Here is a 20,964-nt window from a genome sequence, read left to right as displayed (position 1 = left end):
GTTTTCTTACCCGCTATTTGCATTCCACCACCAACCCCGCTGATCGGGGTTTTTTCGTTTCTGGAGATCGTCTTATGAGTTTCTTCCACGGCGTGACCATGACAAACGTTGACACGGGCGCACGCACCATTTCGCTGCCCACGTCCTCAATCATCGGTCTGGTCGATACGTTCACCGAGGCCCCGGCATACAGTGCCAAGGCCAATGACCTGGTGCTGATCACGTCCGAGCGCGAAGCCATTGCAGCGTTTGGTCCTGACTCGGCGATCACCAAAGCCTGTCAGGCGGTGTACGTGCGGGCCAAGGCGGTGATCGTTGCTTGTGGCGTTGCCAAACTGGACGATGCTGCCCTGCAAACTTCCGCCATCATCGGCGGTGTCAAAGCTGATGGCACGCGCACCGGGCTACAGGCACTGCTCGATGGCAAGAGCCGCTTCAACGCTCAGCCGCGACTGCTGATCGCGCCCAAGCACAGCTCGATTCTGGCGGTCGGCACCGCCATGGCGGCACTGGCAGACAAACTGCGGGCGCTGCCGATTTTCGATGGCCCGAACACGACAGACGAAGCGGTCATGGCGTATGCCAAGAACTTCGGCGGCAAGCGCTCTTTTATGGTCGACCCCGGTGTCCAGTACTGGGATAGCGCCGCCAATGCGACGGTCGATGCACCTGGCTCTGCCTGGGTGGCGGGCTTGTTCGCCTGGACCGACGCGGAGTATGGCTTCTGGGCCTCGCCGTCGAATAAAGAGTTCGCCGGGATCACCGGCACTACCCGGCCCATCGAGTTTCTGGACGGCGACGAAACCTGCCGCGCCAACCTGCTCAACAACGCGAACATCGCCACCATCATCCGTGATGACGGTTATCGCCTGTGGGGCAACCGCACACTCAGCAGCGACCCCAAATGGGCTTTCGTCACTCGCGTGCGCACCATGGACATCGTCATGGACGCGATCCTATACGGGCACAAGTGGGCGGTCGACCGTTCGATCACCGCGACCTACATCAAGGACGTGACCGAGGGCCTGCAAGCGTTCATGCGTGACCTGAAAAATCAGGGCGCAATCATCAACTTTGAAGTGTTCGCGGACACCGAACTGAACACGGCCAGCCAGCTTGAGCAGGGCAAGGTGTTCTGGAACATCCGATTCACCGACGTTCCACCTGCCGAAAACCCCAACTTCCGCGTCGAAGTCACCAATCAATGGCTGACCGAAGTGCTCGACTCTGCCGCTTAAGGAACTGCAACGATGGCAATGATTCCCGAAACACTGAGCAACCTGAACCTGTTCGTCGACGGTGTCAGCTTCCAAGGCGATGTTCCAAGCCTGACGCTGCCCAAGTTGACGATCAAGACGGAAGAGCACCGGGCTGGAGGCATGGATGCTCCAGTTGAGCTGGATATGGGCATGGAGAAGCAGGAAGCCAACTTCACAACAACGGGCGTGCGCCGTGAGTCGTTGAAGTTTTTCGGCCTGGCTGATGGCACTGCCTTCAACAGCGTTTTCCGAGGCGCGTTCAAGGGCCTGAAAGGCAAGATCACTCCAGTCGTGGTCACCCTTCGCGGTCGGCTCAAAGAGGTCGACATGGGTGACTGGAAGCCGGGTGACAAGTCCGAGATCAAACACTCGGTCGCGGTCACCTACTACAAGCTGGAAGTGGATGGCCGTCTGATTTACGAGATCGATGCGCTGGGCATGAAACGCGTCATCAACGGTGTCGACCAACTCGCTGCAGAACGTTCGGCCCTCGGCCTCTGATAAAAGGAAACTCCTGTGTCCCAAGCAAATACCCAACCAAGCTGGATGACCCTGACGGCCGAGAGTGTTTCGGTGAAGCTGTCCAAGCCTGCCGAAGTCAACAGCGTTCAGGTGGACACTCTGACCTTGCGTGCTCCGACTGTGCGAGATGTGCGTGCTGCGCAAGCGGCCTCAAACGGTGATGCCGAACAGCGCGAGATCAACCTCTTCGCGTCGCTCGCCGAAGTGGGCGGTAGTGATCTGGAAAGGCTACCGCTCAAAGACTACAACCGCCTGCAGGCGGGCTATTTTCGTCTGGTGCAAGACGACGAGCTTTGATCCTGTACTTCAGAAGCTGGCGGCAAAGCGACTTGCAAAAGAGCTGGGCTTCTCGTCGGCGGAAATCATGTCCATGTCTTTCTCGGACATGATCTGGTGGCTCACGGACTGAGCCCATCCCAATATCTGAGGTGAGTGATGGCGAACAATCTGGCATTGGGGCTGGTGATTGGCGGCTCTGTCAGTTCCACCTTGGGTTCGGCCTTCAGTACCGTCGAAGGCCGTATCAAGAAGCTGGAGCAAAAGGGTAGTCAGGCCAAGGTGTTGAGAAACACCATTGGCGAAACCATGCGGTTGCGTGATGAGTGGAAGAAGGCGCACGACAGTGGCGCTGCATCGGCCTCTGGTTTGCTGCGCAAGCTTGAGAACAACCTCGACACGCTGCGTAAACAGGGCGTTCAGGTTGGCAAACTCAGGCAGGAATATCAGTCCCTTGACCGTGTGGCCAGAAGCATGGACCTCAAAGTCAAAGGACACCAACAGATCGAGCAGGGCAAGGCCGGGATCAAGTCCGGGATTGGCACCGCCGTTGCCGGTGTCGGCGCATTGGCGGTACCGACCAAAATCAGTGCGGATTATCAGGCGATCATCCGTGACATCGCGATCAAGGCCGGTGTGGCCAACAAGCCGCAGGAAGCGGAACTGACCACCTCGGTGATCAAGACCTCCCAAGACACGGGCATGGCACGCAACGATGTGGCTGACCTGGTCAACAAGCTGGTCGGTGCGGGCATGAGCCTGGACAAGGCGCTGTCCTACGCGCCGGTGGCGGCGAAGTTTGCGGTCGGGCAGGGGGCTAGCGGCGTCGATACGGCCAACATGATTCAGGCACTGCAACAGAACGCCAAAATCACCGACCCGAAGATGATGGAAAAAGCCCTTGAGGCAGTGGCCATGCAGGGCCAAGCCGGTAGTTTTGAAGCCAGTGACATGGCTAAGTGGTTTCCGCAACTGCTTGCTGGCATGGGCAAGCTGGGTGTGACCGGCATGGATTCGGTGAGCCAGCTCGGCGCGATGCTACAGGTACAGATGAAAACAGCCGGCGGCTCGGATGAGGCGGCCAACAACCTGAAAAACTGGATGGAGAAGATCGGCTCCACCGACGTGGTTAAGTCTTACAAAGACGTTGGTATCGACTATCAGGGTTCTCTCAACACGGGCATCCAGAAGGGAATGTCGACCCTGGAGTCCAGCTTTGCGCTGGCCCAGCATTACATCGAAAAGACCGATCCGGCCAAAGCCAAAAAAATGAAGGAGGCCACGGAGAAGATCAGTAAGGAAGCTGATCCGAAAAAGGCGAAAGAGATGCTGGATTCGCTGGAGCAGGCGCTGCGCACCGGCGATCTGTTCGCCGACATGCAGGTCAAGGCTGCGCTGACGGCGTACTCGCAAAACCGTGGCATGTATGAGCAACTGAAAAAGGACGCTCAGAACGCTTCAGGGATTCTGGACAAGAACCTGGCCGAGCGGCGTGGCGCTTCGTCGCAGATCTGGGCAGAGACGTTTCAGGCCGTCAACGACTCGATGCGTAGCATCGGCGACGCCATTCGCCCGGTCACTGACGCAGTCGCCAAAGGTATCACTGCAACAGCCAAGGAATTCACCACGCTTTCTGATAACGCCAAGCCTGTGGTTCTGGCCATCGCGTTACTCGGTGGCGGGTTGGTAGCCCTCAAGTCGGCTGCCGGTGCATTCAAAATCGGCAAGGGGTTGCTCAACCTCGGACGCGGTGCGTTAGGCGGCAACCCGAACAAGGTTCAGAAGGTCTTCGTCACGAACTCTGGCGATAGCGATGGCAAGCCCGAGGGCAAAGTCGGTGCGGTCAAAGGGCTGCTGGAGACTGGTCTCAAAGCCTTTAAGGGCAAGGATAAAGCCAAGGGCAAGGACAAAAGCAAGACTCAGGACGGTGACAAGGAACAGGGTGACGGTGACGACGATGAGTCTGAGGAAGGCGGCAAGACAGGTTTTGATCCTGTCGAAACCGGCCTCAAGATCCTCGATATGTTCGGCGAAGGCAGTAGCGACGGCGATAGTGGCAAAGGTGGCGGCAGCAGCTCGGAGCCGCAGAAAGTCTTTGTGGTCAATGCCAATGCTTTCGGCGGTGGTTCAGATGCACCGGGTGACCAGCGTCGGTCTCGCCGCGGCCGCCGCCGTGGCGCAGCGGGTGGTGCCGGTGGTCGTCGTGGTGGTCCTCCTATGCCGCCAAGGCCACCTGTTCCATCTCCACCCCCTCCGGTGCCCGCTGGTCGACTGGCGCGTATGGCCGGGGCTGCCGGGAAGTTGGGCGGTCTTGCCAAGGTGGTTCCGGGTGCCAAGTTTCTGGATGCGGGCATGCTTGCGCTGGACACGTACCAAAACGCCGAAACTCAGGACGAAAAGGCCGAGGGCTACGGCGGCGCTGCCGGGGGATTGGCTGGCGCGTTGGCGGGCGGTGCGGCAGGTGCAGCCATTGGCTCCATTGTGCCCGTTGTCGGCACGGCCATCGGCGGGCTGGTGGGCGCATTTCTCGGAGGCATGGGCGGGCAGGACGTCGGTGGCTTTCTGGGCAAAGCGCTGTTTGGCTCAGACGAAAAAGCCGAGGCTGTTGCTGAAAAGCCAGGCGATACCAAGCCGTCTGCTGCGCCTGGCGATGTGGTCAAAGCGATGGCGGCGGTTGGTCCACCCCAGGCGTTGCCTGCTGTCATCAAGGCCGCCGAGCAAAGCAAGGCCGAGCCCGCGAAGATAGATCAGCAATTCACCTTCTCGCCGAATATGCCCGTCAACGTACAAGGCGATGTAAAGGACCCGGCACAGCTGGCGCGGGACATTGCACCGTTTCTGCAGCGCCAATTTGAAGAGTTCAGTCGGCAGGCGGCTGCCCGCCAACTGTTTGATGCCCCGCACGTAGGTTGAGGAAAGGTTATGGCTTATGCGGAACAACTGCAGTCATCGTTGAAATACCTGATTGCAGCGGGAGAGGTGGGACGCCGTAGTCTGGATGACATGCTCGGTCCCTTGAACGGGGCCATTGGCGACATGACAGGGGCCGCGTCGGAGCTGGAGAACATCCCTTTCATCGGTCCTGCCGTAGGCGCGAAGTTGCAGCGCACCATGCGTGGCATCAATGTCGCCCAGTCGAAGGTTGGCCAGGTGGTGGCGATGTATGGGCAGGCGACCAGTGCGGCGGCGCAGGTGCAAGAGCGTATGGGCACACTGAAAGAGCAAGCGTCCAAGGCAAGTGCGGCAATCAATCGGGTTGCCGGCAAGATCAGCCCGTCTCTGGGCAACATCGTGCCCACCGGCAGTTTTGCCTCGCAGACCACGCCGGCCCCGGAAGCTGTAAAGCCGTTTCCGCACCTGTTGATTATTCAGCCGCTCAAGCCCGAGGCGCAGCCTTACTACTTCAATCTGGACACGGCGGCATTTGACGAACTGCGCAGACAGACTGCGTTCCGCTGGGCCGGGCAAGAACGTCTGACACGCAGCATTGCGCAACAGGCGGTTGGGTTCGGCGACGACAAGCTGAGTTTGAAAGGGTCCATCTTTCCAGGCTTCAAAGGCGGGCTTAAGCAACTGAACACGCTGCGCAGCATGGGTCGCAATCTGCAACCGCTCAGCCTGACAACAGGCTACGGAGAGGTGCTGGGCAACTGGTGTCTGCTCAGTGTGGATGAAGAACAGAGCAACCTGCTGGCAGGTGGCATACCCCGCAAGCAGGACTTTTCATTGGAGTTTGTGAGCTATGGCGACGATTTGCAGAACGTCTGACGGGGATCTGCTCGACACTCTGTGTCAGCACTACTACGGGCACCTGAATGGCAGCGTCGAAGCGGTGCTGGATGCCAATCAGGGCCTGGCAGATGAGCCTCAACCGTACCGGGCTGGCGTGCAGATACTGCTACCGGATCTGCAGGTCAAAAGCGAAGAAGCTATTCAGCTCTGGGGCTAGGGTCAGCCGGTTCACATCCACCCTTTATTAACGCTTGGCGGCGGATTCTAGTGAATCTGCCATGCCTTGCCATGGCTATCAAAGAAGGTCTCATGAAGCCTGCATTCCGAATCGTTGCGGATCGCACCGATATCACGGCCTTGATCAATGACCGTTTGTTATTGCTCCGGACAAGTGACAAGCCAGGCATGGAGTCTGATGAGTTTGAGCTGCGTATTGATGATCGGGACGGAGCCGTTGCCCTGCCTTCGAGAGGCGCGGACATCGAGATTTACCTGGGTTACGAAGGACAGCCACTGACGCGGCTGGGGCTTTACACCGTGGATGACATTGAGTCGTCTGGGCCTCCCGATACCTTGGTCATTCGCGGCAAGGCCAGCGATATGCGTGGCAGCGGCAGGACCACTCGTTCCGGTAGCTGGGAAGATGTCACGCTGCAGCAGATCGTGAACGACGTCGCGACACGTAATACTTGGAAGCCTGTCTGTAACGTCGCAACGAAGGTGCCCCGCGCTGATCAGCTTGACGAGTCGGACTATAACTTCATTACCCGGCTGGCCAAAAAGCATGACTGCACTGCCAAAGTCGCAGACGGCAAGTTGTTGGTGCTGCCACGCCAAGGCGGCGAGAGCGCAAGTGGTAAGGCATTAGGCGTTGTGAGGATTCAACGCCATGACGTGACGCGCTGGCAGTTTCGCCTGAGTGACAAGACCACGCAAAGAGCCGTGCAGACCAAGCATCAGGACAAAAAAACGGGAAAGCTGAAGGTGGTTGAGCTAACCAACGATCAGTCGCCTGACGGCCTGCCGCCCGTTCACACCGACCGCCACATCTACCCGAACAAATCTGCTGCAGAGCAGGCAGCGAAGGCGCGTCTTGCCGCATTCAATCGCAGCACCGCTGGCGTTCGGCTGGAAATGGCCGGGCGCACCGATCTATTCGCCGAGCGGATGGTCGACGCCCAGGGCTTCAAGGTCGGCCTGGATGGTGAGTACCTGGTCGACTCGGTTGAACAGGTATTCACCCAGTCCGGCTGGACCACCACGGTGGAGTGCAACGGCGGTAAGTCCGGCAAGGCCAAAGCGAAGGGCAAGAAAAAGAAAGAGAAGAAACCGGTCAAGGTCGTACAGCTTTAACCGGCCAGATCAGCACCCACTTATCAGGAGAACCACGCATGTCGATTACCACGCAGCAGTTGCTGCAGATCCTTCCCAACGCCAGCTCCCGAGCTGGCGTTTTTGTTCCTGTCTTAAACGTTGCAATGAGCAAGTACGCCATCGTCACCAGATTGCGCATTGCCGCATTCATCGCCCAGATCGGCCATGAGTCTGGCCAGTTGCGCTACGTTCGCGAACTGGGCAGCGATGACTACCTCGACAAGTACGACACCGGGCGGCTGGCTGAACGCCTTGGTAACACGCCAGAGGACGATGATGATGGTCAGTTGTATCGGGGCAGGGGGCTTATTCAGGTCACCGGGCGAGATAACTACGCCGCGTGCGCAGAGGCATTAGGGGTGGATCTGCTCAAACACCCCGAACTCCTGGAGCGACCAGAGCATGCAGCCATGTCGGCAGGTTGGTTCTGGCACCGAGCTGGACTCAATACCTTGGCGGATAAAGGCGAGTTCCTGGCGATCACCAGACGCATCAATGGCGGCATCAATGGCCAGGCAGATCGGCGAATGCTCTACGAGAGAGCCTTGAAGGTTCTGGTCTGATCGAGCTATTGGCCATTCAGCCCTGGGCGGAAAGAGTCACTGCAGCAAATTGAAAAAGAGCGACCAGCCGAGATGCGTCAACATCACGACTGGTCACCGTTCCCGCAGATTACCCCTGCAAGTCCAGCCAAGGCTCTCGCTTCGTGCACAAAGCGGAGCGAGCCTAGCACCTGTCTATATATACAGTAAAGGTCTTGCTTTCTATGTCCACACCCATCATCCCTTGGATGGGCGGCAAACGCCGCCTGGCCGACCGTCTCATCCCGCTGTTCCCACCCCACGAATGCTACGTCGAAGTATTCGCTGGCGGTGCGGCCCTCTATTTCATGCGCCCCCAGGCCGCCCCGGTTGAAGTCTTGAACGACATCAACGGAGACTTGGTGACGCTGTATCGCGTCGTCCAAAACCACCTTGAAGAATTCGTCCGCCAGTTCAAATGGGCACTCAGCTCGCGCCAGGTGTTTGAGTGGCAGAAGATGACACGCCCCGAAACCCTCACCGACATCCAGCGGGCCGCCCGGTTCTTCTACCTGCAGCACCATGCCTTTGCAGGAAAAGTGAGCGGGCAGACGTTTGGCACTGCCACGACCGGCCCGGCCATCAACCTGCTGCGGATCGAGGAAAACCTGTCTGCAGCTTGGCAGCGTTTGTCAGGTACATACGTGGAGAATCTGCCGTGGCTCGAATGTGCCGAGCGCTATGACCGGCCCCACACCTTTCACTACATGGACCCGCCTTACTGGCAGACGGCTGGGTACGGGGTGGATTTTTCGTTTGAAAACTATGAGCGAATGGCCGACTTCATGCGACGCTGCAAGGGAAAGGTGATGGTCAGCATCAATGACCACCCTGACATACGGCGCGTGTTTGAAGGCTTCCATTTCGAAACGGTCGATATTCGCTACAGCACGGCAAACCAGAGACAGGGGAAGGCTGATGTCAGTGGTGAGCTGGTTATTATGAATTGGGAACCTGTGGCGTTGGGCAGGTTGTTCTGATGTTTGGCTTCAAGTCGGCCAGCGACCAGTACACAAAAATTGAAGCTTGATGGTACAGTATGCTAACGCGATCTAAATCATGGATGAGTTGATATGAATGATTTTTGCACTCCTGAATCCAACGGTAGTCCCACATGGGGGCTCTTTGATGTTTTTGTTTGGAAGTTATTGCCAGCACGATTTGGTGGAGGGCGAGGTCATATCCAGCGCTTCAAAGATACTTGGCTGATACACAATAAGCAGTTTATCAAGGCATCAGCCGCAAAATATTCGCTTCCAGTTGAGCTGTTGGCTGGTGTGTGTTGGATAGAAGCCGGAGGAGATCCAAATTCTGCCGATAGAGCAGCATTCGAACTGCGAGTGTTCGATCATTTGGGCAATTTACCGACCGTAATTACGCCGCCTCCAGCCAAAACTAGTTTTGGCTGGGTAAGTGTTCAGCTTAGAACAGCAGCAGTTACATTAGGTCTAAACCCAGATGACATGTCTATCAGCGAGTTGAGAAGCTTAGCAAACTGTTTGGAGCAGGATGTCTATAATATAGATCTGGCTGCGAAGCACTTGCGACTGCTTGCTGATTACGACAAATTTACCTCCATCGGTATGGACGAAGTGCGTATCATTGGTGCTCGATACAATCGAGGCACAAACCCATCTATTGAAAAAATAAAAGAAGACACCAGTTACGGGGATTTTATTGTAAAAAGGTGGAGCTTTTTTGGTCAGCTTGTAAGGTAATATATATGACAGCTAAAGGCGTTTTTATAAGGGTTTTGTTGTATACGGTTTACGTTTCCTGTCTGCTAATGTACATGATGTTTCATGGGTCGCAATACGATTGGATGGAGCCAAGCTCTATCGTGCCGCATATTGAGGACAGGTCCAATACCCGCGGCGATATAAGAACTATGACTGTGATTATTGCTATTTTTGTACAGTTTTTGATTTTCATAATCTGCACTAGAAAGGAGTCAGTGGTTACCGCGGCTCTTCTTGCTTTGATATTTGCCATTTACTGGTGATCTGGGTATGCCCGCCTAGTTGGGAGGCGGGCTCCTGCCGTGGCAGGGTGCTCAAACCAATGTTTTATGCAAATGGCTTATTCGCAGTCCTGTCCCATCCGCCGGATACGATCCCGGCATTACCACCGTCAGCTCGGCGCTGCTGCGAGTACTCGAATTTTATTCGTCCATAGTTAAGGGTGATTAACTCTACGGGTAAGCCTGCATTCTCTGCTCCATTACCGCTGACGGTTGATATCAAGACTTCCTCAAGAACGATATCGAGATATTTGAACTTCTCTGTGCCTGCTCTGTGAACACGAATAGTCACCTTCTTAATATGCGACCCACGGCAGCAAAGCTCAAACAGCTTCGGCGTTGCTCTGTCTATGTACTTACTTACTTTAAAGTCGCCTAGAGTAACGCCGCCTGCGCTCGCCCCGCCGTTAGAGCTGGCAGATGTGCTGATCGACTGAACCGCGTCGTAATGGTAGGACAGCAGTTCTACCCAGCCTTTGTGGGCGTCGTCAAGGGATTCGCCCTCTATACCGTCCACCTGCATAAATGCGTCAAAAGACATATCAGCTTCCTGCTTCAAAGATTAGAGGGCTTAGCCTAGCTTATAGGGTGCGTGGATTGCCAGCGTCATCTAATCTACATTTTAGGATAGATTCAACCATGCAAAGGAAAACCAGTGTGAGCAACCTAATGTACTGTTTTCGAAAAAAACAAGCTGCTAAATAACGGAAAAGTCAATTATTATCAATAGCTTAGCTTTCATTTAGTGGGTAGCTTATTTCGCAAACGGTACACTAATGACCAAGAAGTATTCTTGAAATACCGCGCGGCAGCTAGCACCGGCTTCAATTCAGCCAGACATCCAATTTCCGGTTAGCGCGTGTGAGTGCACCTGGGTTGCTTGCATATCCATATGTAGGAAAACCGTCAAATCCTGCACTGATGGGGAGGGCCCTTTTTCCGAAAGGCGGTTTACTCGAAACCAGGTAGGGTTAGCGTACCGCCGCTTGTGCGTTTGCCAAAGCCGGTCGGAGTCAGCAGGCAGTGCTTTTTCATCTCGCTAAGCACTGCCAGCCACTCAACCTTGTTGAAGCGCAACTTAGCATCGTTCCAGCGGTGCATGACCTCATTTACGATTGCATCATCGGTTACCGGATGGCCGTCAATGATGAAGTCGTTCCAGGCGGCGTAGAGAGTCACTGTCATTTCGCAGCGATCCGTGTCCCAGTCCCGCATCAGCTCGATGATTCGCTCAATCTTCTCCTGCTCATTGGCTGACCAAGTGCGGTTATATGCCATGCGATGTTGCCCCGCTTTGGATAGCGGGCGGTAGGCATGGCCGAAAGTTTCGCGTTCGATACGTTCATACCATTGGTGCTTCTGCAGATCCGATTCGACCTGGCTCATCAGTTGGCGATCATGGGGGCCTGCCACGTTACGTAAGTAACTGCCTTGAATCGCTTCGAGCCTAGCTGCATACTCGGCCAAGTAAACCACTTTCTGCAGTTTGCGCTGGCCAAAAGTGTGTTGCGCGTGAAGCCGGTGAGTGACTTCGGCTGCGAGCAGGGTACGAGCAGTTTTTTGGTCCGTGGCAACGGGAGCCTGCTTGGTATCATCGGCAAGAGTGCGATCGACCAAGGTGTTGGCCAGCTGTGCGTTGAGTTGGCGGGCTTGAATTATGCGGGTTCTAAGTTGGTCGCAGAGTACCATTAGCTGATCGACTTTGGCGACTATGCGGTGTTGTTCTGCGAGCGGAGGCAGCGGTACGGCAATATTTTTAGACTTGGTAACTGAGATGTTATCTTGCCCTGCGGTACCAATAAGAACAATGTTTTTTAAGAACGAGCCTTCTCTTAAAAATGTATATATGTACTCAGAGCTTACTGGTGCAACAAGCCCAAAAAAAACGATAGCTTGATTGCAGTTCCATTCAGGAAAAGTATCCGGAATTATTGCAACCTTGCCTAATGGCGGGCCTACGATATTCATAACTACGTCGCCAGGTATTAAAACGGAGCGTTTCATCTTCTCTGCGTGATACTCGGCGCTTATGAATTGCTTTTTGTAATCAAAGTCAATTTCTTGGTTTCGAATGTTGTATACCTTTAGGAACGGTATGCCTTCATCGTACTGAAATAGCTCGGAGGACGGAGTTGAACCAGAAGATATAGGCCGGCAGATATCGCCAATGCGTGTCCATAGCCAAGAACTTGGAATTGGAAAAGGCTCTTCTTCAGGGCTTACTGGCTCTAGGCGTGGGGTATCTTTTATCTTTTTCGCAGCTACTAAGCGCTGCTTCTCGGCTTCGACACTTTTATAAAGTTCACTGGCCGGCTCATCGTTTGGATCTTGCGGCACCAGCTTGCCCTTCAAGGCCAGTTGCAGCAGGCTCTGCTGGAGGGCGTGGATGCTGGATTCGGTGCTGAACAGGGTGTGGAAGTGTTCGACCAGGCGTTGCCAGTTGGCAGCAAACTCGGTGGCGTCGATGGCTTGGGTCAGGCTGTTGAGCAGCGCTTGCACCAGTTGGCCATGAGCGTTTTCGGCGTCGGCCTGCTGGGCTTCCAGTCGGTCGCAGAGAGTCATAAGTTCATGGACTTTGGTGACGATGCGGTGTTGTTCGGCAAGGGGAGGCAGCGGGCAAAGTGTTTCATTTGCTCGCGTGATAGTTAGCGTATGTACTGTCGTACCCATGCTCTCGGCGTGAATCGTGTTGAACCAAAACGGTGAGAAAAAGTACTTAAGCAGATAATTTGAGTTTTCGGCTATATAGTTTTTAAAAATTAGGACGCTGGCATCCTTAAAATAAAAGCGATCACCTTCCTGTACGCGGTATGGGACGCCGATCGTCCCTACCCCCGTAAGCATTATATCGCCAGCCCTAGGTACTGATTCTTTCGTAGAGAGTTCTTGGTAAAGCTCTTCCGAGATAAATAGTTCGTTTTCAACAAATGCGTCTCTGGATAGGCGCACTATTTCCCGGGCACGATAGAACGGAACTCCGCTGCTCTGCCAATCTTTCTGATGTACGCGTGAACTGGATCCCACTGAGCCTATCTGTCCAAGACGAACCCACTCCCAGTTGGTCGGAAGGTTAAATGGCTTCTCTTTATCGCTAATCTGAGCCAGCGCCTTCTGCTTTTTGATCTTACCCTCAGCCACCAGTTGTGCCTTTCTCTCGGCAATCCGCTTAAGCAACTCACTGGCTGGCTCATCAGTCCGATCTTGTGGCACCAACTTCCCACGCACCGCTAGCTCCAGAATCAGCTCTCGCAGTTTCTTGATGCCGTTGGGCGCGCCAGCCAGCAGAGGAAGGTTATTGGTAAGCAAGGCAGTCATACTTGACGCTCCAGTGCATCGGCCAAGACGGCTTTAAGCTGGTCGCGCAGGTCGCTGATTTCACCTTGCAACTTGGCGTAGTTACGCAACATATCTTCAGGGTCGTGGCTGACCTGTTCACTGACATGCGGGTTTTTGCAGTCCAGATTCCAGTTGCGCGCTTGCACTTCGTTGAGGCTGACCTTCCAAGCAAATTCATTTTCCACCCGAGTGGCAAAGCCATCAGCTTCGTTTCCCCACCAGTCTTGTTCCACTGCGAACTCTTCAATGCGCATAGGCCGAGTTTTCGAGTAGTTCTTCACTCCAGTCGGGTACTGATGTTCGTAAAACCACACCTGTTTGGTCTGTGTGCCCTTGGTGAAGAACAGCAAGTTTGTCTTGATGCCGGTGTAGGGATTGAACACGCCATTGGGCAGGCGAACGATGGTGTGCAGGTTGCACTCGTTCAGCAGTTTTTCTTTGATACGACTCTTGATGCCTTCGCCGAACAGGAAGCCGTCGGGCAGCACCACGGCGGCGCGGCCGCCGTCCTTGAGGAGGTGCATGATCAACACCAGAAACAGGTCTGCTGTTTCGCGGGTGCGGAAGGCTGCGGGGAAGTTGGTTTCGATACCGTCTTCCTCCATGCCGCCAAACGGTGGATTGGCAACGATGCAATGCACGCGCTCGCTCGGGGCCCAACTGATCAGCGGTTTGCTCAGCGTGTTGTCGTGGCGGATTTGATTAGGCACCTCGATGCCGTGCAGGATCATGTTGGTGGTCGCCAACAGATGCGGCAGCGGCTTTTTCTCCACGCCGAAGATGCTGGCCTGCAGAGTGCGTTCGTCTTCGGCGGTTTTTACGTATCGGCTGCGCTTGTGCTCAATGGCACAGGTGAGAAAGCCACCCGTCCCGCAGGCCGGGTCCATGACCTTTTCGTCCAGCTTGGGATCGACCATGCGCACCATGAATTCGGTGACCGGGCGCGGGGTGTAGAACTCACCAGCGTTACCGGCGTTCTGTAGGTCGCGCAACAGTTGCTCATAAAGATTGCCAAATTCATGGCGCTCTTGGGCCTTGTTGAAGTCCACGCCTTCCTGCACTTTGTTGATCACCTGACGCAGCAATTGGCCGGACTTCATGTAGTTGTAGGCGTCTTCAAACACGCTGCGCACCACATAGGCCGACGGCGTGTTGCTGTACTCGTGCAGATTCTGCAACTGGGGGAACAGGTTATAGTCGATAAAGTCTTTCAGTGCATCGCCGGTCATGCCTTCCGGGTCGGCGGCCCAAGTTCGCCAGCGGCAGCTGTCGGGAATGGGCGAGCGGTAGTTATCGTCCATCAGCTCCCATTCCAGCTCGCGGTCATCGAAGATCTTCAGGAACAGCAGCCAGACCAATTGGCCTATACGCTGAGCGTCGCCGTCGACGCCGACGTCTTTGCGCATGATGTCTTGAATGGACTTGATGGTGGAGCTAATGGACATGAAGTTCTCTCAACGCGTGCCGCAATGGGGGCGATATTCTACAGGACAGGTCGACTTCCTGCCCTGAGATATCGTCGGTACGTAGCTTTTAACTTGCGTAAAGCTCATCTTCCAGTTCGTGAATCGCCTGGTTGTAGCCAGCCTTACCGCCAAAGGCTTTGACCAGTTCCATCGGTGCGCCGATCTGGCTAAATGGATCAAGCTGGAGAATCTTGATGTCTTCTATGTGCTCAACGCCTGTGTCGGCGTATTTATCTAGCAGAGCCTCCAACACCAGGCGGGCAGAGCCGGAGTACTTAGCGAAGTAGTTGCGCTTTTTTACTTGCTCGGCGCGCTCGCGGCGTGTCAGGGCGGGCTGGTCGAAGGCAACGTGGCAGATTATATCGAACGGGTCGAGTGCTTGGCCCTGCTTCTTTTCCACCTCCTCCGCCAAGGCTTCCCACATTACGCCCTGAACAGCCATCTCCTCGATAATCACTTTCTTTTGCTCGGAATCACTCCAGCGGCGCAGGAAGTCATCCAGCGAGGCAAACTGTTTTTGCACGCAGGCACGGGTGTAGTTGTGCAATGACTCGGTGATTAGCCTGCCATCCGGACCGTAGTACTGCACGCGTTCGGCGATGACGTACACGGGCAGGTTATCGATAACGTATTTGATGCGCTTTTTATCGGATGGGATATCACCCTCGGCCCCTTCTTCAGGTAGCCATTCGCCGCCATCGACAATGCCATCCTCATCTTCCAATGGGCTGTCTGGAGGCACAGGCGAGGCGTCACCTTCAGGGCTGTAGATCACGACCGGTTCGCCGTCGAAGTCTGGATCGGCAAACAGTTCGGTCGCTTTCTTGAAGTCCATGATAGTGAACCAGTACTTGCCGAAGTCCTCGTTGATCCGGGTGCCGCGACCAATGATCTGTTTGAACTCGGTCATCGACTTGATGTGCTGGTCGAGCACGATTAGCTTGCAGGTCTGCGCATCGACGCCGGTAGTCATAAGCTTGCTGGTGGTGGCTATGACTGGGTAACGCTCTTCCGGGTTGATGAAATTGTCTAGCTCGGCCTTGCCTTCTTTGTCATCACCGGTAATACGCATCACGTATTTGCGGCTCTCGGCAACCCGCAAAGGATTGAGGTTGATCAGCGCCTGGCGCATGCGTTCTGCGTGATCGATGTCGTCACAGAAAACGATCGTCTTCTGGTAAGGGTCGGTGGCTTTGAGGAAGTCGGTGACTTTCTGAGCGACGAGTTGAGTGCGCGCCTCGATGATCAGATTACGATCCATGTCCTTGAGGTTGTAGATACGGTCTTCGATCAGCTCGCCATTTTTGTCGAGCATGCCTTTGGGTGGCCGCCAGCCTTGTAAGTCTTTATCGAAGTCGATGCGTACCACTTTGTAGGGAGCAAGAAAGCCGTCTTCTATGCCCTGTTTGAGCGTGTAGCTGTACACCGGCTCACCAAAGTAGGTGATGCTGGACACCTCTTTGGTTTCCTTCGGTGTGGCGGTAAGGCCGACATGGGTGGCGTTGGAGAAGTAGGCGAGAATCTCGCGCCATGCAGAATCCTCAGCCGCACTGCCACGGTGGCATTCGTCGATCACAATCAGGTCGAAGAAGTCACGAGAGAACTGTTTGTAGATGTTCATCTCTTCTTCGTTGCCCGTGACGGCCTGATAGAGCGACAGATAGATCTCGTAGGAGGTGTCGATCTGGCGTTTCGCGATCTTGGTCATCGCCTGGCCGAAAGGTTTGAAGTCGTTGTTCTTAGTCTGGTCGACCAAGATGTTGCGGTCGGCCAGAAAGAGGATGCGCTTCTTCTGCTTGGACTTCCACAGCCGCCAAATGATCTGGAAGGCGGTATAAGTCTTTCCCGTGCCCGTTGCCATTACCAGCAGCACACGATTTTGACCGCGTGCCACAGCTTCAACCGTGCGGTTGATGGCGTTCATCTGGTAGTAGCGCGGCATACGACCGGAGCCGTCATCATAGTAGGGTGCTTCAATCTTGTGCTGAGCTTGTCCGTCCAGCCCCTTCCACTGACAGTAGCGTTGCCATAGCTCTTCAGGGCTGGGGAATTGGTCGAGACTCAGCTGGGTTTCCACTTGGCTGCCGGTGCCGCTACGGTCATGAAATAGAAAACCATCGCCATTGCTGGAGAACACGAACGGCACATCCAGGGCTTCCGCATAGCCTAAGGCCTGTTGCATGCCGGAGCCTACAGAGTGCTTGTTGTCCTTCGCCTCGATCACGGCAAGAGGTAGGTTGGGCTGATGGTAAAGGATGAAATCGGCTCGACGGGCTTCACCACGGCTGTGCAGCTTGCCTCGGACGATGATACGACCCTTGGTAAAGCTGACCTCCTCACGTACCTGCTTGTGCATGTCCCAGCCAGCTTGCTGAATAGATGGCGCGATGTACTTGCTGCATATGTCCCGTTCGGAAAGCGATTTTTTATCCATTACCCCAATTCCATTTCAAACCAGGCTGATCTTTCCAGTCCGGCATTACTGATCGCACTTTATGGGCGTAAATGTACATTGTTGGCGTTAAGTGAGGTTGCGGAAAACTCAGGATTTTAGTGGTTGAGGTCCGATGAATTGCTGGTCGGGGAAATTGCGGTATCCATTCGGTATGAGACTGACCATAACGCCGCCTCGTAATCGCGTGCGAGCGAGGATTTGTACGCTGGATTGTACGTACAGGAGAAAAAAAAGGGCCTGCATCGCTGCAAGCCCTTGATTTATATGGTGCCGGCACCAGGAGTCGAACCCGGGACCTACTGATTACAAGGAAGATGCTTTTAACTTATAAATCAATGAGTTGCAGGTTTTTTTATTACGTGCCTATGAGGTGGAGGCAGTGACCTGCGTGGGGTCGTAGCGCGTTATTACGTGGCACTAAGAGCGCTGGCGACTAGGGCAAGGCCCAGTCAAGGGGCAGTTGCGGCCAAAAACGGCTAAATGGTGTCTACGGAATTAGGGGGCGTCAGCCAGCTACGCGGCCAGCTCTCAACGTGCAATCAGACCATGCGCACTCGACGCTGGTAAAACACGAGAGAACATAGCTAATATTTCCCTTCGAAATTTTGAAAAGCAAGGAGCTGCGATTATGTCTTTTGATGCTTTTATGAAAGTTGATGGTGTTGAGGGCGAGTCTCTTGACGACGGACACAAGGGGTGGATTGAGCTGCTTTCTTATCACTACGATGCGATGCAGTCGATCAGTCAGACTGCCAGCTCCAGTGGTGGGGCGACCGCAGGAGGCGTTTCCCTCGGGGATTTTCAGATCAGCAAATATGTAGACAGAGCCACACCGAAGCTATTTGAGATTTGCTGCAGGGGCTCCCACATCAAAAATGTGACCATCCGAATCCATCGGGCGGGAACTGAAAAGTTCAAGTACTTGGACATAGTGCTCGAAGAGGTGCTGATTGCGTTGGTGAGTGGGCAAGGTGCAGAACAATCTGGCTTTCCTGTAGAAGTTGTGACTTTAAATTACGGCCGAATCAAATTTGAATACTCACAACAGCGACGTGCTGATGGTGGGAGTGCGGGTATCGTTTCCGGTGGCTGGGACAGGACCGCTAATAAGCCATTTGCGTAAGGAAACGTACTTATGTCTGATGATGGAAGCTTTCGCGTCATCCTCAATTTTGCCCAAATGGCGGCGATACTCGCTCATGAGTCTCTTACGCCTGCTGAGATTATGTCTAACCGTATATTTGGCAGCCTTCGACTGGTCGGCGGCATCATTGAACTTGCCGGCTCGGGCGTCTTGTGTGCATTACCTGAGCCAACGATGATTTCAAAAGTTGGCTGTGTGGCAATGGGAGTGCATGCATCTGACCAGCTTTCAGCGGCATCAACGCAGATTGTAACAGGAAAGCAAACCGATTCTTATGCATTCAAAGCCGGGATGACTGCGGCAGAGGCGTTGGGGGCTTCCCGAGAAACTGGTCAGGTTATTGGGCTAGCTACTGAATTTGTGGTTCCCCTGACTACTGCTTCTATGTACAACGCATTTCGAGTTTCCTCGGTACGAGCTGGCAGAATGACAGTTGCGGTTAGTGAAAAACCCAAAAACCTGCCCAGGAAAGACCCGGGTGGTCATACACTGCTGGATCATTTCCAAAAAGATATTCCCGGATTACAGCAACGCTTAAAAAAAGTAAGGTCGGCGACTGTAATGTCCACGTTTGAAAAAATGGATATTGCAGAGTGGGCAGTAAGCCAAACATTGAAAGCAAATCGTCTCAGAATTCTGATGTACTCCAAAACTCAATTTATTCGTAAGAGCAACCGACTAGTCCTGAACTTTGATGCTGGGCAGGAGGTAGGTTGGGGTATATACCGTTCAGCACCAAATATCCCAGTAAGCATGACGAAGGTGAGGGTGATTATAGAGTTTGTAGAGTTTAATCACATGCCTAGGTATATACTTACTGCCTTCCCGATTCCTTGAGGTTTTTGTAATGCGCGGATATATGGAGTTGATAAGCTTTATGAAAGAGTTGGGTGATGGAATACTTGATCATTTGCCTGAAGACCAAAGAGTTGGGCAACTTACCGTCGAGGAGGTGATCGAGAAATGGATGTCAAATAAGTCTTATTGCGCCAGCCGCTCGCTGAGAAAAGATATAGAGACTTATATAAAGCTTCAAAGGTCTGGCGATTTTTCAGTTGATGAGATACTGTCATGGTATGACCTTTCTTTTATTCCTGAAAGATTTGGAGTTGATGAGCATATTTTTTTTAGTGATATACTCCAATCAATAGATTCTCATGTAGAAGAGAAAAGAAAATTTTTTTTTGTTAAATATTTTGGCTGGTTAGGGTTTAAATGATCATATCTAAATATTTGCAAATAATACCTCGATGAGGTCGGTGCTGCACGCGAAGCGCCATGCACTTAAGCCAGCTTGACGAGGGCATGGCGATTTGCCGAAAGCCTTGGCGTCATGGCGCTTCAGGTCTAAGTCTGACGCCTTGCGCTAGGTCTGAGATGCATTAACCAGCGGGACGCTGAGGTCGTAGACGTCCATCATTGCCCCGTCCCGATGACCGCTGGCCTCCTGCTTGTCCGCTCGGTTGCCGACAGTGTCGGTGATACCACGCCGCTTCAGGTCATGCAGCCCGAAGCGCTGTTCGGCCATGATGGTCCCGTCTTCGATGGCTGAGGTGATAAACCGTTGCCAAGCCGTATCCAGACTGGACTTGCGTAAGGCTCCCCCATGGCTGGCAACAACAATGTAGCGCCGATCGGGCCGAATCGGAACGACCGTTGATTTGCTGGCCCATACCTTGGCTCTATATGCCTTTGCTCCTTCCCATGCTGCCCGCAGACGCGGTGTCCAGCGGACAATATTGTCCCGGCTGCCTTTGCGCCTATTGGTCATTATCCCTTCGGCCAGTTCATGAGCATCGGTCAGCGTGATTGTCTCGATGCCCCGTAAACGGCACAGATAACCAATCTCCATGACGTAGCTAAGGTACTCCGGGCAGCCGCCTTTCTCGTTTCTGGCCAAGCGACCGAACGCCAGAGCGCGGTCGACCAGCGTCTCCATAACCAGGTGTTCCGGCAAACGTCGACGCTTGCGCTCCACAGGCGCTTCGATGCCCTGCGCGGGGTTGCTGTCTAGATAGCCCCGATTGCGGCCCCACTGCAGCACCCGTCGGAGGTATCTCAGCACATGCGCCGCTTTGGACGGCGTGCCCTCGTCGGCTAAGCGATCAACAATCCGCTGGATCAATGCTGCCGTGAATTTCTTCACCAGCAGATCTCCCAATGGCTTGCCCAGCCGGGTCGGGATGCTCAGCAGAACGTCCCGCGAATAGCAATAGTCGTGGTGAGTTTTGAGACTGAGCTTTTTGTAGCGATCGCTCTGGTGAAACTGCGCACAGACGTAACGTAAGGTGCCTTGGTCGACGCCCGAGGTTTGCTCCATGATCTGATGCAGCTCGGCAAGGGTCACGTCACCTGGTGCTACGTTACGCCGACGCTGTTTGCCGGTCTCGTCGTAATGCAACGTGTACCAGACGCCGGCGTTGCGATGATCAAAGTAGATGGCCGCTGGAAGAGCGGCCTGATCTATGTGTGGGGGAATGTGCGGATTGTGCTTCCGCTTACGCGCTTTCCTCATAGGATGTTGGTGTCATAGCGCTCTGAGGTTACGGACTCCATGCCTGCAGCATGGTGAATGAGATCCAGCGTTGTCCAAGGGCCAGTGCGGCCTCGGAACATACGTATGCCCTGAGTGATCAACGAGCGTTCGACGTCGGAGCGGCGCTGGTAGCCGGTGATGCGCTGCAGGTCCTCAAAGGTGAGGACATTGTTTGTTGGGGAATTCATGTTTGCTCTCTGCAGGAAGCAGCAACCAGGGGAAGTGTATCGCTTCGCCCTGGTGCTAAAAGCCAGAACCTGGCG

The 20,964-nt window shown here is 54.3% G+C and carries 19 protein-coding genes; 13 read left to right on the top strand and 6 right to left on the bottom strand.

Annotated elements, in window-relative coordinates; genetic code table 11:
* The first annotated feature begins 74 nt into the window (after nucleotides 1–74).
* The 10 genes from I9H09_RS24750 (at nucleotide 75) to I9H09_RS24705 (ending at nucleotide 9,462) form a co-directional block, all read left to right on the top strand.
* Nucleotides 75–1,238 (top strand): phage tail sheath C-terminal domain-containing protein, encoded by a 1,164-nt coding sequence (locus I9H09_RS24750; protein WP_116828073.1) that lies wholly within the window; start codon nucleotides 75–77, stop codon nucleotides 1,236–1,238.
* Nucleotides 1,239–1,250: 12 nt separating this feature from the next.
* Nucleotides 1,251–1,760, top strand: coding sequence for a phage major tail tube protein (locus I9H09_RS24745; RefSeq protein WP_024670873.1), 510 nt, complete (start codon nucleotides 1,251–1,253; stop codon nucleotides 1,758–1,760).
* Nucleotides 1,761–1,775: 15 nt separating this feature from the next.
* Complete coding sequence (locus I9H09_RS24740) at nucleotides 1,776–2,078, top strand: phage tail assembly protein (protein ID WP_024690546.1); 303 nt, start codon at nucleotides 1,776–1,778, stop codon at nucleotides 2,076–2,078.
* A gap of 138 nt (nucleotides 2,079–2,216) precedes the next feature.
* Nucleotides 2,217–4,970 carry a phage tail tape measure protein gene (locus I9H09_RS24735; protein ID WP_236502542.1) on the top strand — a complete coding sequence of 918 codons (2,754 nt, stop codon included), beginning with the start codon at nucleotides 2,217–2,219 and terminating at the stop codon, nucleotides 4,968–4,970.
* Between the two features lie 9 nt (nucleotides 4,971–4,979).
* Complete coding sequence (locus I9H09_RS24730) at nucleotides 4,980–5,825, top strand: phage tail protein (protein ID WP_183142517.1); 846 nt, start codon at nucleotides 4,980–4,982, stop codon at nucleotides 5,823–5,825.
* Nucleotides 5,800–6,006 carry a tail protein X gene (locus I9H09_RS24725; RefSeq protein ID WP_122347953.1) on the top strand — a complete coding sequence of 69 codons (207 nt, stop codon included), beginning with the start codon at nucleotides 5,800–5,802 and terminating at the stop codon, nucleotides 6,004–6,006. Before I9H09_RS24730 ends, I9H09_RS24725 begins: the two co-directional genes overlap by 26 nt.
* Nucleotides 6,007–6,098: 92 nt before the next feature.
* Nucleotides 6,099–7,142, top strand: a complete 1,044-nt coding sequence (locus I9H09_RS24720; RefSeq protein ID WP_122347952.1) for a phage late control D family protein — start codon at nucleotides 6,099–6,101, stop codon at nucleotides 7,140–7,142.
* Between the two features lie 38 nt (nucleotides 7,143–7,180).
* Nucleotides 7,181–7,726 carry a glycoside hydrolase family 19 protein gene (locus tag I9H09_RS24715; RefSeq protein WP_122347951.1) on the top strand — a complete coding sequence of 182 codons (546 nt, stop codon included), beginning with the start codon at nucleotides 7,181–7,183 and terminating at the stop codon, nucleotides 7,724–7,726.
* A 203-nt stretch (nucleotides 7,727–7,929) separates the two neighbouring features.
* The gene (locus tag I9H09_RS24710) at nucleotides 7,930–8,724 is read left to right on the top strand and encodes a DNA adenine methylase (protein WP_236502541.1); all 795 of its coding nucleotides are present in this window, start codon (nucleotides 7,930–7,932) and stop codon (nucleotides 8,722–8,724) included.
* A gap of 93 nt (nucleotides 8,725–8,817) precedes the next feature.
* Nucleotides 8,818–9,462 (top strand): hypothetical protein, encoded by a 645-nt coding sequence (locus tag I9H09_RS24705; protein WP_122346808.1) that lies wholly within the window; start codon nucleotides 8,818–8,820, stop codon nucleotides 9,460–9,462.
* Between the two features lie 348 nt (nucleotides 9,463–9,810).
* Here the strand turns inward: I9H09_RS24705 and I9H09_RS24700 are convergent, their stop codons facing one another.
* From I9H09_RS24700 to hsdR, 4 genes are all read right to left on the bottom strand, one after another.
* The gene (locus I9H09_RS24700) at nucleotides 9,811–10,305 is read right to left on the bottom strand and encodes an Hcp family type VI secretion system effector (protein WP_122346810.1); all 495 of its coding nucleotides are present in this window, start codon (nucleotides 10,303–10,305) and stop codon (nucleotides 9,811–9,813) included.
* A gap of 410 nt (nucleotides 10,306–10,715) precedes the next feature.
* Nucleotides 10,716–13,079 carry a restriction endonuclease subunit S gene (locus tag I9H09_RS24695; protein ID WP_122346811.1) on the bottom strand — a complete coding sequence of 788 codons (2,364 nt, stop codon included), beginning with the start codon at nucleotides 13,077–13,079 and terminating at the stop codon, nucleotides 10,716–10,718.
* Nucleotides 13,076–14,545 carry a type I restriction-modification system subunit M gene (locus I9H09_RS24690; RefSeq protein WP_122346812.1) on the bottom strand — a complete coding sequence of 490 codons (1,470 nt, stop codon included), beginning with the start codon at nucleotides 14,543–14,545 and terminating at the stop codon, nucleotides 13,076–13,078. The genes I9H09_RS24695 and I9H09_RS24690 overlap by 4 nt, the downstream gene beginning before the upstream one ends.
* 88 nt (nucleotides 14,546–14,633) lie before the next feature.
* Nucleotides 14,634–17,000 carry an EcoAI/FtnUII family type I restriction enzme subunit R gene (hsdR, locus tag I9H09_RS24685; RefSeq protein WP_122346813.1) on the bottom strand — a complete coding sequence of 789 codons (2,367 nt, stop codon included), beginning with the start codon at nucleotides 16,998–17,000 and terminating at the stop codon, nucleotides 14,634–14,636.
* 649 nt (nucleotides 17,001–17,649) lie between these two features.
* Between hsdR and I9H09_RS24680 the strand changes: the two genes are divergently transcribed.
* From I9H09_RS24680 to I9H09_RS24670, 3 genes are read left to right on the top strand one after another with little or no spacing between them, the layout of a single operon-like run.
* Nucleotides 17,650–18,144, top strand: a complete 495-nt coding sequence (locus tag I9H09_RS24680; protein ID WP_024691073.1) for an Hcp family type VI secretion system effector — start codon at nucleotides 17,650–17,652, stop codon at nucleotides 18,142–18,144.
* A 12-nt stretch (nucleotides 18,145–18,156) separates the two neighbouring features.
* On the top strand, nucleotides 18,157–19,002 hold the full coding sequence (locus I9H09_RS24675) for an RNase A-like domain-containing protein (RefSeq protein WP_053486733.1): 846 nt from the start codon (nucleotides 18,157–18,159) through the stop codon (nucleotides 19,000–19,002).
* Nucleotides 19,003–19,042: 40 nt separating this feature from the next.
* Nucleotides 19,043–19,384 carry a hypothetical protein gene (locus tag I9H09_RS24670; RefSeq protein ID WP_236502492.1) on the top strand — a complete coding sequence of 114 codons (342 nt, stop codon included), beginning with the start codon at nucleotides 19,043–19,045 and terminating at the stop codon, nucleotides 19,382–19,384.
* A gap of 147 nt (nucleotides 19,385–19,531) precedes the next feature.
* Here the strand turns inward: I9H09_RS24670 and I9H09_RS24665 are convergent, their stop codons facing one another.
* Both I9H09_RS24665 and I9H09_RS24660 read right to left on the bottom strand, forming a co-directional pair.
* Nucleotides 19,532–20,680, bottom strand: a complete 1,149-nt coding sequence (locus I9H09_RS24665) for a site-specific integrase (RefSeq protein WP_024691070.1) — start codon at nucleotides 20,678–20,680, stop codon at nucleotides 19,532–19,534.
* Nucleotides 20,677–20,889, bottom strand: coding sequence for a hypothetical protein (locus tag I9H09_RS24660; RefSeq protein ID WP_024670923.1), 213 nt, complete (start codon nucleotides 20,887–20,889; stop codon nucleotides 20,677–20,679). The genes I9H09_RS24665 and I9H09_RS24660 overlap by 4 nt, the downstream gene beginning before the upstream one ends.
* Nucleotides 20,890–20,964 lie beyond the last annotated feature (75 nt).

Origin of the sequence: Pseudomonas tremae (assembly GCF_023278125.1) — a bacterium.
Classification (GTDB): Bacteria; Pseudomonadota; Gammaproteobacteria; order Pseudomonadales; family Pseudomonadaceae; genus Aquipseudomonas; species Aquipseudomonas tremae.
Note: the sequence above shows the minus strand (reverse complement) of the source record. Positions and strands in the feature narration are given on the sequence as shown.

Bases quoted from the DNA above. Each gene is read 5' to 3' on its own strand.
- I9H09_RS24750 (WP_116828073.1), top strand. From the start codon at position 75: ATGAGTTTCTTCCACGGCGTGACCATGACAAACGTTGACACGGGCGCA.
- I9H09_RS24745 (WP_024670873.1), top strand. From the start codon at position 1,251: ATGGCAATGATTCCCGAAACACTGAGCAACCTGAACCTGTTCGTCGAC.
- I9H09_RS24735 (WP_236502542.1), top strand. From the start codon at position 2,217: ATGGCGAACAATCTGGCATTGGGGCTGGTGATTGGCGGCTCTGTCAGT.
- I9H09_RS24730 (WP_183142517.1), top strand. From the start codon at position 4,980: ATGGCTTATGCGGAACAACTGCAGTCATCGTTGAAATACCTGATTGCA.
- I9H09_RS24725 (WP_122347953.1), top strand. From the start codon at position 5,800: ATGGCGACGATTTGCAGAACGTCTGACGGGGATCTGCTCGACACTCTG.
- I9H09_RS24720 (WP_122347952.1), top strand. From the start codon at position 6,099: ATGAAGCCTGCATTCCGAATCGTTGCGGATCGCACCGATATCACGGCC.
- I9H09_RS24715 (WP_122347951.1), top strand. From the start codon at position 7,181: ATGTCGATTACCACGCAGCAGTTGCTGCAGATCCTTCCCAACGCCAGC.
- I9H09_RS24710 (WP_236502541.1), top strand. From the start codon at position 7,930: ATGTCCACACCCATCATCCCTTGGATGGGCGGCAAACGCCGCCTGGCC.
- I9H09_RS24705 (WP_122346808.1), top strand. From the start codon at position 8,818: ATGAATGATTTTTGCACTCCTGAATCCAACGGTAGTCCCACATGGGGG.
- I9H09_RS24700 (WP_122346810.1), bottom strand. From the start codon at position 10,305: ATGTCTTTTGACGCATTTATGCAGGTGGACGGTATAGAGGGCGAATCC.
- I9H09_RS24695 (WP_122346811.1), bottom strand. From the start codon at position 13,079: ATGACTGCCTTGCTTACCAATAACCTTCCTCTGCTGGCTGGCGCGCCC.
- I9H09_RS24690 (WP_122346812.1), bottom strand. From the start codon at position 14,545: ATGTCCATTAGCTCCACCATCAAGTCCATTCAAGACATCATGCGCAAA.
- hsdR (WP_122346813.1), bottom strand. From the start codon at position 17,000: ATGGATAAAAAATCGCTTTCCGAACGGGACATATGCAGCAAGTACATC.
- I9H09_RS24680 (WP_024691073.1), top strand. From the start codon at position 17,650: ATGTCTTTTGATGCTTTTATGAAAGTTGATGGTGTTGAGGGCGAGTCT.
- I9H09_RS24675 (WP_053486733.1), top strand. From the start codon at position 18,157: ATGTCTGATGATGGAAGCTTTCGCGTCATCCTCAATTTTGCCCAAATG.
- I9H09_RS24670 (WP_236502492.1), top strand. From the start codon at position 19,043: ATGAAAGAGTTGGGTGATGGAATACTTGATCATTTGCCTGAAGACCAA.
- I9H09_RS24665 (WP_024691070.1), bottom strand. From the start codon at position 20,680: ATGAGGAAAGCGCGTAAGCGGAAGCACAATCCGCACATTCCCCCACAC.
- I9H09_RS24660 (WP_024670923.1), bottom strand. From the start codon at position 20,889: ATGAATTCCCCAACAAACAATGTCCTCACCTTTGAGGACCTGCAGCGC.